Raw genomic sequence first — 8,956 nt, 5'->3', positions numbered from 1 at the left:
AAGGAGTTCGACCTGCTGCACTATCTCGCGGTCCGCCCCGGCCAGGTCGTCTCCAAGCGGGAACTGCTCACCGAGGTGTGGCGGATGGCGTACGGCGGCGCCGACAAGACCGTCGACGTGCACCTGTCGTGGCTGCGCCGCAAACTCGGCGAGAGCGCCCAGGCCCCCCGCTACCTGCAGACCGTCCACGGCGTCGGCGTGAAGATCGTCGACCCGGGAGCATGAGGGCCGGACGATGAGGCGACGCCTGGCCCTGCTCGCGGTGGCGACCACCTCGCTGGTCCTGGTCGCCTTCCTCGTGCCGCTCGCCGTACTGGTCAGCACGCTGGCCGCCGAGCGGGCCACGGCCGCCGCCACCACCTGGGCGCAGTCGGTGGCCACCGCGGCGGCCCAGGGCGACCGCGACACCCTCGACGCCACCGTACGGCAGGCCAACGGCTCCGGGGGCACGCCGATCACGGTCTTCCTGGCCGGCCACGAGTTCCTCGGCGTGCCGGCGCCCCGTGGTCCCGGTGTCGAGCTGGCCGCGCGTGGGCGCAGCGTCACCGTCGAGACCCCGGCGGGCCGGGAGATCCTGGTGGCCGTCCAGGGAGGGGGCGACGGCACCATGGTCGTCCGTGCCTTCGTGAGCGCCGAGCGGCTCCGGCAGGGGGTCGGGCGGGCGTGGCTCGTGCTGGGCCTGATCGGGCTGGCGCTGCTCACGGTCGGCATCGTCGTCGCCGACCGGCTCGCCCGCTCGCTGATCCGGCCCGTCGGGCAGGTCGCGGGAGTCTCCCGGCGGCTGGCCCGCGGCGATCTGGACGCGCGGGTGGAGCCGGCGGGCCCGCCGGAGATCCGCGAGGTCGGCACCGCCCTCAACCATCTGGCCGCCCGCATCCGCGAGCTGCTCGCCCGCGAGCGCGAGGCGGTCGCCGATCTCTCCCACCGGCTGCGCACGCCCGTCACGGCACTGCGGCTGGAGGCCGATACCCTGCGCGACAAGGACGAGGCGGACCGGGTGGGAGAGGCCGTCGACAGCGTCGAGCGCATGGTCAGCCAGGTCATCCGGGAGGCGCGCCGGTTCGACCGGGGCGGCGCGCCGAGCTGCGACGCGGCCCAGGTGGTCGGCGACCGTGTCGCCTTCTGGTCGGCGCTGGCGGAGGACCAGGACCGGCCGCTCAGCCTCGGCCTGGCCGGCGGCCCGATCACGGTGGGGGTGAGTGGCCCGGAGCTGGCGGCCTGCGTCGACCTGCTGCTGGAGAACGTGTTCGCCCACACCCCCGACGGGACCCCGTTCACCGTCGAGCTGACGGCGCTGCCCGGGGGCGGGGCCCAGCTGGTGATCGCCGACGAGGGTACCGGCTTCGCCCTCCCGGACCCGGTCGGCCGCGGGGCGAGCGGCGGCTCCTCCACCGGCCTCGGCCTCGACATCGCACGCCGTACCGCGGAGGACTCGGGCGGGCGGCTGCGGGCCGGCTCGTCGCCCTCGGGGGGAGCCGAGGTCGCCCTCGAACTTGGCCCCGGCCTGACTTAGCGATTTCTTAGGAACCTCGCAGCATCTCGCTATCGCCCGGACGGGCAGTCTCGGAGAGTCATCGCGAATCCCTCGGAATCGCGGCTTTCCCCGGACAACGGAGCACCCCTGATGCGCAAGCCAGTGATCATCTTTGCCGGAATCGCCCTCGCCGCGCTCACGGCCGGCGGCGGCGTCGCCTTCGCCGACCAGGACGAGAGCGGCCCGGCTCTCTCCCCGCCCGCCGGCACGGCCGGCCCCACCCCCGGCACGGCCACCCCCGCCCCGGACACCGACGACGACGCGGAGGTCACGAGCAAGCCCGCCGTACTGGCGGAGCAGGCCCAGCAGACCGCGCTCGCCCGGGTGAGCGGCGGATGGGTCACCTCCGCCGAGCTGGAGACCGAGGGCGGCACCACCTCGTGGCAGATCGAGGTCGCCGACGGCGCGGGAGCCGAACAGGAGATCGTCGTCGACGCCACCACCGGCAAGATCCTCTCTGCGGCGGCCGACACCGACGACGACCAGGAGAACGACGGTCAGGACGACGACTGACCGGCCGCCCAGGACGGCCGGTGACCAGGACGCGCCCCCGCCCGGCTGACGGCCCGGCGGGGGCCGGCCCCCGCCGGGCGTCGGTCCGCGCGGTCTCCGGCCGTGCCGGCACCCTCCCGCTGACCGTGGAAGCCGCCGACGGAGACCGGTCCTGCCCGAGGACGTCTCCGCGGGCGCTACCGGGCGCGGGAGAGCGCCGGCGACGAGGCGCGGTTCAGCGTGTCGGCTCCCACCCGCGCCGCGGTTTCCGGGAGCCACGCTGGTCGTCGCGGCTGCGGTAGACCACGTACGGCCGGGTCAGGTACCCGACCGGGGCGGTGAGCATGTGCACCAGCCGGGTGAACGGCCAGATGGCGAACAGCAGCAGGGCGCTGAGCGCGTGCAGCTGGAACAGCGGTGGGGCACCGGCCATCAGCGCCGGATCCGGCTGGAGGTAGAAGATCGACCGGAACCACGGAGAGATGGTCGTGCGGTAGTCGTAGCCGCCGCCGACGACGTTGGCCGCGATCGTGGCGGCCAGGCCCAGCACGATGACCAGGGCGAGGACGGCGTACATGAGTTTGTCGTTGCGGGTGGTGGCGGTGAACACCGGGCCGACGGTGCGGCGGCGGTAGATCAGGATCGCCAGGCCGCCCAGGGTGGCCACGCCCGCGACGGTGCCGAGCACGACGGCGGTGATGTGGTAGGCCTCCTCGCTCACGCCGGCCGCCTCGGTCCAGCTCTTGGGGATCACCAGGCCGCCGATGTGACCGAGCAGCACGACCAGGATGCCGAAGTGGAACAGCGGGCTGCCGATGCGCAGCAGCCGCGACTCGTACATCTGCGACGAGCGGGTGGTCCAGCCGAACTTGTCATAGCGGTAGCGCCACACGTGCCCCAGCACGAACACGGTGATGGCCAGATAGGGCGCCACCACCCACAGCACCACATCGAGTGCGTTCACCGGTGTCCTTCCATGACGGCGAAGGGTTCGAGCCCGACCTCCTCGGCCGGCGGCCCCTGGGTCGCCAGCCGCAGCGCGGCCTCCTGATCTCGCAGACTGGCGGCGGGGAGCGTGGCCAGCACCGCGATCACGACGTCGGCGTACGGCGACCCCTCCGCCTCCAGGGCCTTGCGCAGCAGCTCCAGGCCGGCCCGGTTCTCCAGCAGCAGGCGTCTGGCCTGCTTGACGGCCCCGCGCGCCAGCAGCTCGCACACCACCGGCAGGTGGTCGGGCAGCTCGCCGTCGGTGAGCTCGAAGCCCGCCTCGCGGAAGGCGTGTTTGAACCGCAGCAGGGCGGCGCCGCGTTTGCGGGTGTCACCGTGGGCGTAGTAGGTGAGATACAGGCAGCAGCGCCGTTTAAGGTCGAACGTCGCCACGTAGTGGGCGGCCAGGTCGCTCTGCGCCGTGGCGCCGAGGTGGCCGAGGAAGGCGGTCAGCCGGGTGCGGACCTCGCCTCCGGGGAGCGCGGCCACCGCCTCGGCCAGGGTCCGGCGCCCGCCGTACAGCGTGTCGTCGGGGTAGCTGAGCAGCACCGACGCCACCAGGTGGGCGCTGCGCAGCTCGCTGTCGCTGAGGGTTGTCATGGTTGCTTCCTGCCGTTCCTGTCCGGGAAGAGACCGTCGGGGGTCCCCTTGCCGTCCCAGTTGAGGAGGTTGACCCGGTTCTGCCGGTCCTCGGGGTCGACCAGGGCGCCGGTGGTCTGCCGGTCCTTCAGCGCGTGGAAGTTCTCCACCGCGACCGGGACGGGCATGCCGGAGGCCTCGCCGAACGGGCCGCCCATGCCGGGGCCGCCCTCGTAGTCGAGACTGCAGCCGCTCATCGACTCCTCCAGCCGCGCGCCCTGCTCGGCGTGCGCCTTGGGGATGACGTAGCGCTCGCCGTAGGCGGCGATGGCCAGCAGCCGGTACATCTCCTCGACCCGTTCACCGGTCATGCCGACCGCCGTGGCGATCGACTCGTCCGGCTCCCGCCCGAGGTTGATCCGCCGCATGTAGGACCGCATCGCCGCGAGCCTGCGCAGGACGTTCCGTACCGGCTCGGGGTCTCCGGCGCTGAACAGCTCGGCCAGGTAGCCGATCGGGATGCGCAGCGCGTCGATCGCGCCGAACAGGTTGTCCGCGTCCTCGCCGTCGTGCCCCGTCCCGCTCAGCACGTCGACGACCGGCGACAGCGGCGGGATGTACCAGACCATGGGCATGGTGCGGTACTCCGGGTGCAGCGGCAGCGCCACCCCGAAATCGAAGATCAGCTTGTAGATGGGGGAGCGCCGCGCGGCCTCCAGCCAGTCCTCGGGGATCCCCTCCGCCCGGGCCGCGGCGATCACCTCGGGGTCGTTCGGATCCAGCAGCACGCTCCGCTGCGCCTCGTAGAGGTCCTTCTCGTCGGCGACGGACGCGGCCTCGGCGACCCGGTCGGCGTCGTAGAGGATCAGCCCGATGTAGCGCAGCCGGCCCACGCACGTCTCCGAGCAGACGGTGGGGATGCCCACCTCGACCCGCGGATAGCAGAAGGTGCACTTCTCGGCCTTGCCGGTCTTGTGGTTGAAGTAGACCTTCTTGTACGGGCAGCCGGTCACGCACATCCGCCAGCCGCGGCAGCGGTCCTGGTCGACCAGGACGATGCCGTCCTCGGAACGCTTGTACATCGCCCCCGACGGGCAGGAGGCCACGCACGAGGGGTTGAGGCAGTGCTCGCAGATGCGGGGCAGGTAGAACATGAATGCCTGCTCGAACTCCAGCTTCACCTGGTCCGACAGCTTGCGCAGCACCGGGTCGGCGGGGGCCAGCTCCGGCCCGCCGGCCAGGTTGTCGTCCCAGTTCGCGCTCCAGCTGATCTTGGTGTTCTCGCCGGTGATGAGCGACTTGGGGCGGGCGACAGGGGTGTCGTCCTGCATGGGGGCGGAGAACAGCCTGTCGTAGTCGTAGGTCCAGGGCTCGTAGTAGTCCTGGATCGACGGCATCAGCGGGTTGGCGAAGATCGAAAACAGCTTGCGCAGCCGCCCGCCGGCCTTGAGCCGGAGCCTGCCGCGGTGGTTCAGCTCCCACCCGCCCCGCCATCTCTCCTGGTCCTGGTAGGTGCGGGGATAGCCCTGCCCGGGGCGGGTCTCGACGTTGTTGAACCAGACGTACTCGGTGCCCGCCCGGTTCGTCCAGGCCTGCTTGCAGGTGACGGAGCAGGTGTGGCAGCCGATGCACTTGTCCAGGTTCATCACCATGGCGAGTTGGGCCATGACTTTGGTCATTGGTCGTTCACCTCTCCTTGTTCGCCTGGCGGACGGCTCTGTTCCCCGGCCCGCCACTCCGCTCACCGCGTCGGGTGTGCCCGCGCATCAGTAGTCGACCTCCTGCGAGCGGCGGCGGATCACGGTGATCTCGTCGCGCTGGTTGCCGGTCGGCCCGAGATAGTTGAAGGCGAACGACAGCTGGGCGTAGCCGCCGATGAGATGGGTGGGTTTGATCATCAGGCGGGTGAGGGAGTTGTGGATGCCGCCGCGCCTGCCGGAGGCCTCGCTCTTGGGCACGTCCACGACCCGTTCCTGGGCGTGGTACATGTACACGGTCCCGGTGGGCATGCGGTGCGAGACGATCGCCCGGGCGACCACGACGCCGTTGCGGTTGAGCGCCTCGACCCAGTCGTTGTCGCGGATCCCCGCCCGAGCGGCGTCGGCGGGGCTCATCCAGATGGTCGGACCGCCCCGCGACAGGGTCAGCATCAGCAGGTTGTCCTGGTATTCGGAGTGGATGGACCATTTGGAGTGCGGGGTGAGGTAGCGCACGGTGATGCCCTGTTCGCCGCCCTCGCCGATGCCCGGCTCGCCGAACAGCACGGTCATGTTCAGCGGGGGCCGGTAGATCGGCAGCGCCTCCCCGGCCTCGTGCATCCAGTCGTGGTCCAGGAAGAAGTGCTGGCGTCCGGTGAGGGTGTGCCAGGGCTTGCGGTGCTCGACGTTGATGGTGAAGGCCGAGTAGCGGCGCCCGCCGGTCTCGCTGCCCGACCATTCCGGCGAGGTGGTCACCGGGACCGGCCGGGCCTGGGTGTCGGCGAAGGTGATCTTCTTGTGCTCGTCGGCGAGCCCGTCGAAGCCGGTGCCGGTACGGCGGGCCAGCGTGGCGAACCCCTGGGCGGCCAGATGCCCGTTGGTCGTGCCCGAGAGCGCGAGGATGGCCTCGCACATGTCGGTGTCGCGGGCCAGGGACGGCCGGCCGTCGGCCACCCCGCCGTGGACGGTCCCGTTCATGCCGCGCAGCCGGTCCATCTCACCGGCGATGTCGTATGTGATGCCCTTGGTCGTGGCGCCGAGCCGGTCCGCCAGCGGACCGAGCGAGGCCATCTTCTCCGCGACGGCGCCGTAGTCCCGCTCGACCGTCACGATCTTGGGGAAGTTCCGGCCGGGCACGGGCACCTCGCCGGTCTGCCGCCAGTCCCGCACCTGACCGTGCGGGGTGGCCAGCTCGTCGGCCGTGTCGTGCAGCAGCGGCACCGCGACCACGTCCTGGCGCACCCCCAGCCGGGGGCCGGCCAGCGCGCTGAACGCCTTGGCGATCGCCTGGAAGGCGGCGAAGTCGGTGCGGGTCTGCCAGGGCGGGTCGATCGCCGGGGAGAAGGCGTGCACGAACGGGTGCATGTCGGTGGAGGACAGGTCGTGCTTCTCGTACCAGGTCGCGGCCGGCAGCTCGACGTTGCGGCGCCTCCTCGTGCCACCGGACGTCGTCCGGCCGCTGCTCGGGGGCGGCCTCCTCGGCCCGTACGGAGGAGTCGGTGCCGAGCAGGTGACGCAGGAAGTACTCGTTGCCCTTGGCCGAGGAACCCAGCAGGTTGGCCCGCCACACGGTCAGCACCCGAGGCCAGTTGCCCGGCGCGTCGGGGTCCTCGCAGGCGAAGCCGAGCTTCCCCGAGCGGGCCTGTTCCGCGACGTAGGCCCCGGCCTCCTGGCCCGCCGCGGCCGCCTCCCCGGCCAGGTCGAGGGAGTTGCGGTCGAACGTCGGGTAGGACGGCATCCAGCCCAGCCGGGCCGACTGCGACAGCAGGTCCGCGGTCGACTTCCCGGTGAACGCGCCGCCGCCGAGCGGGGAGGAGACGGTGTCGGCGCTGTAGGTGTCATAGCGCCACTGGTCGGTGTGGAGGTACCAGTAGGCGGTGCCGATCATCTGCCGGGGCGGGCGCGCCCAGTCCAGCCCGAACGCCATCTGCGCCCATCCGGTGATCGGCCGGCACTTCTCCTGGCCGACGTAGTGCGCCCAGCCGCCGCCGTTGACGCCCTGGCAGCCGGTCAGCGTGGTGAGCGCCAGGAAGCAGCGGTAGATCGTGTCGGAGTGGAACCAGTGGTTGGTCCCCGCGCCCATGATGATCATGGAGCGGCCGCCGGACTCCTCGGCGGTCCGGGCGAACTCACGGGCGATCTTCACCGCCTTCGCCGCCGGCACGCCGGTGATCGCCTCCTGCCAGGCCGGGGTGTACGGCGCGGTCGCGTCCTCGTAGGAACCCGGCGTCCCGGTACGGCCGACGCCGTACTGGGCCAGCATGAGGTCGAAGACCGTCGTGACGAGGCGGCCCGCGATCCGGCGGGCGGGAACGTCGCGCCGCAGCACCCCGTCGCCCTCCGGCTGGTCGAACCTGGGCAGCGCGACCGTCACGCTCTCCGCCTCGCCGGTCCCGTCGAAGGTGAGGAGCGGGTCCACCTCGCCGAGGTCCAGGTTCCAGCGGCCCTCGCCCTCGGCGGAGTAGCGGAAGCCGAGCGAGCCGTTGGGCACGGCCGGCTCACCGGTCACCCGGTCGACCAGCACCGTCTTGAAGGCCGCCTCCGCCCCGTCCTCCCCGAGGTCGGCCGCGGTGAGGAACTTGGCGGGCACGTGGACGCCGTCGCGCTCGTCCAGCGTCACCAGGAACGGCAGATCGCTGTGGCGCTTGACGTAGTCGGTGAAGTAGGGCACCTGCCGGTCGACGAAGAACTCCTTGAGGATCACATGGCCCATCGCCATGGCCAGCGCGCCGTCGGTGCCCGGATGCGGGGCGAGCCACTCGTCGGCGAACTTGGTCGCGTCGCTGTAGTCGGGGGAGACCACGACGACCTTCTGGCCGCGGTAGCGGGCCTCGGTCATGTAGTGCGCGTCCGGGGTCCTGGTGACCGGGACGTTGGAGCCCCACAGCATCAGGTAGGCGGCGTCCCACCAGTCGGCCGACTCCGGCACGTCGGTCTGGTCGCCGAAGACCTGCGGAGAGGCGACGGGCAGGTCGGCGTACCAGTCGTAGAACGACAGCATGGTCCCGCCGATCAGCGACACGAACCGGGCGCCCGAGGCGTGGGAGACCATCGACATGGCCGGGATGGGGGAGAAGCCGGCGACCCGGTCCGGGCCGTGGGCCTCGATGGTGTGCACGTGCGCGGCCGCGATCATCTCGGTGGCCTCGTCCCAGCCGATCCGGACCAGCCCGCCCTTGCCGCGCGCCGACTGGTAGCGGCGGCGGCGCTCGGGGTCGGAGGTGACCTCCGCCCACGCCGCCACCGGATCGCCCAGCCGCGCCCTGGCCTCCCGGTACATCTCCACCAGCACCCCGCGCGCGTAGGGGTAGCGGACCCGGGTGGGGGAGTAGGTGTACCAGGAGAAGGCAGCGCCCCGGGGGCAGCCGCGCGGTTCGTACTCGGGACGGTCCGGCCCCACGCTGGGATAGTCGGTCTGCTGGGACTCCCAGGTGATGATCCCGTCCTTGACGTAGACCTTCCACGAGCACGAACCGGTGCAGTTCACCCCATGGGTGGAGCGCACCACCTTGTCGTGGCTCCAGCGGTCCCGGTAGAAGGCGTCCCCCTGGCGTCCGCCGATCTGGTGCAGCGTCCGCAGATCCTTGGAGACCTCACCGGGACGAAGGTGGCGGCCCAGCCTGAGCAGAGCGTCGTCGATCGGTCCATCCATGCCGGCCATATGTAC

6 protein-coding genes and 1 pseudogene are annotated in these 8,956 nt (G+C 71.7%); 3 read left to right on the top strand and 4 right to left on the bottom strand.

Features of this window, described 5'->3' with window-relative positions; all coding sequences use genetic code 11:
- The 3 genes from BM085_RS38770 to BM085_RS38760 form a co-directional block, all read left to right on the top strand.
- On the top strand, positions 1-225 hold a 225-nt coding region (locus BM085_RS38770; protein ID WP_143121268.1), incomplete at its 5' end, for a winged helix-turn-helix domain-containing protein.
- Between the two features lie 10 nt (positions 226-235).
- Positions 236-1,513: a HAMP domain-containing sensor histidine kinase gene (locus tag BM085_RS38765; protein ID WP_093891750.1), complete on the top strand. Its 1,278-nt coding sequence runs from the start codon at positions 236-238 to the stop codon at positions 1,511-1,513.
- A gap of 111 nt (positions 1,514-1,624) precedes the next feature.
- Complete coding sequence (locus BM085_RS38760) at positions 1,625-2,047, top strand: PepSY domain-containing protein (protein ID WP_093891749.1); 423 nt, start codon at positions 1,625-1,627, stop codon at positions 2,045-2,047.
- A gap of 214 nt (positions 2,048-2,261) precedes the next feature.
- Here the strand turns inward: BM085_RS38760 and narI are convergent, their stop codons facing one another.
- The 4 genes and pseudogenes from narI to BM085_RS38740 form a co-directional block, all read right to left on the bottom strand.
- The gene (gene narI, locus BM085_RS38755; RefSeq protein ID WP_093891748.1) at positions 2,262-2,990 is read right to left on the bottom strand and encodes a respiratory nitrate reductase subunit gamma; all 729 of its coding nucleotides are present in this window, start codon (positions 2,988-2,990) and stop codon (positions 2,262-2,264) included.
- On the bottom strand, positions 2,987-3,613 hold the full coding sequence (gene narJ / locus BM085_RS38750) for a nitrate reductase molybdenum cofactor assembly chaperone (RefSeq protein ID WP_093891747.1): 627 nt from the start codon (positions 3,611-3,613) through the stop codon (positions 2,987-2,989). The genes narI and narJ overlap by 4 nt, the downstream gene beginning before the upstream one ends.
- The gene (narH, locus tag BM085_RS38745; protein ID WP_093891746.1) at positions 3,610-5,271 is read right to left on the bottom strand and encodes a nitrate reductase subunit beta; all 1,662 of its coding nucleotides are present in this window, start codon (positions 5,269-5,271) and stop codon (positions 3,610-3,612) included. Before narH ends, narJ begins: the two co-directional genes overlap by 4 nt.
- Before the next feature lie 87 nt (positions 5,272-5,358).
- A pseudogene (locus tag BM085_RS38740) lies at positions 5,359-8,950 on the bottom strand (nitrate reductase subunit alpha).
- Positions 8,951-8,956: the final 6 nt, after the last annotated feature.

The sequence above is a fragment of the Streptosporangium canum genome (assembly GCF_900113865.1).
GTDB lineage: Bacteria > Actinomycetota > Actinomycetes > Streptosporangiales > Streptosporangiaceae > Streptosporangium > Streptosporangium canum.
The sequence above is the reverse complement of the archived record's forward strand: the minus strand, read 5'-3'. Positions and strand labels throughout refer to the sequence as shown.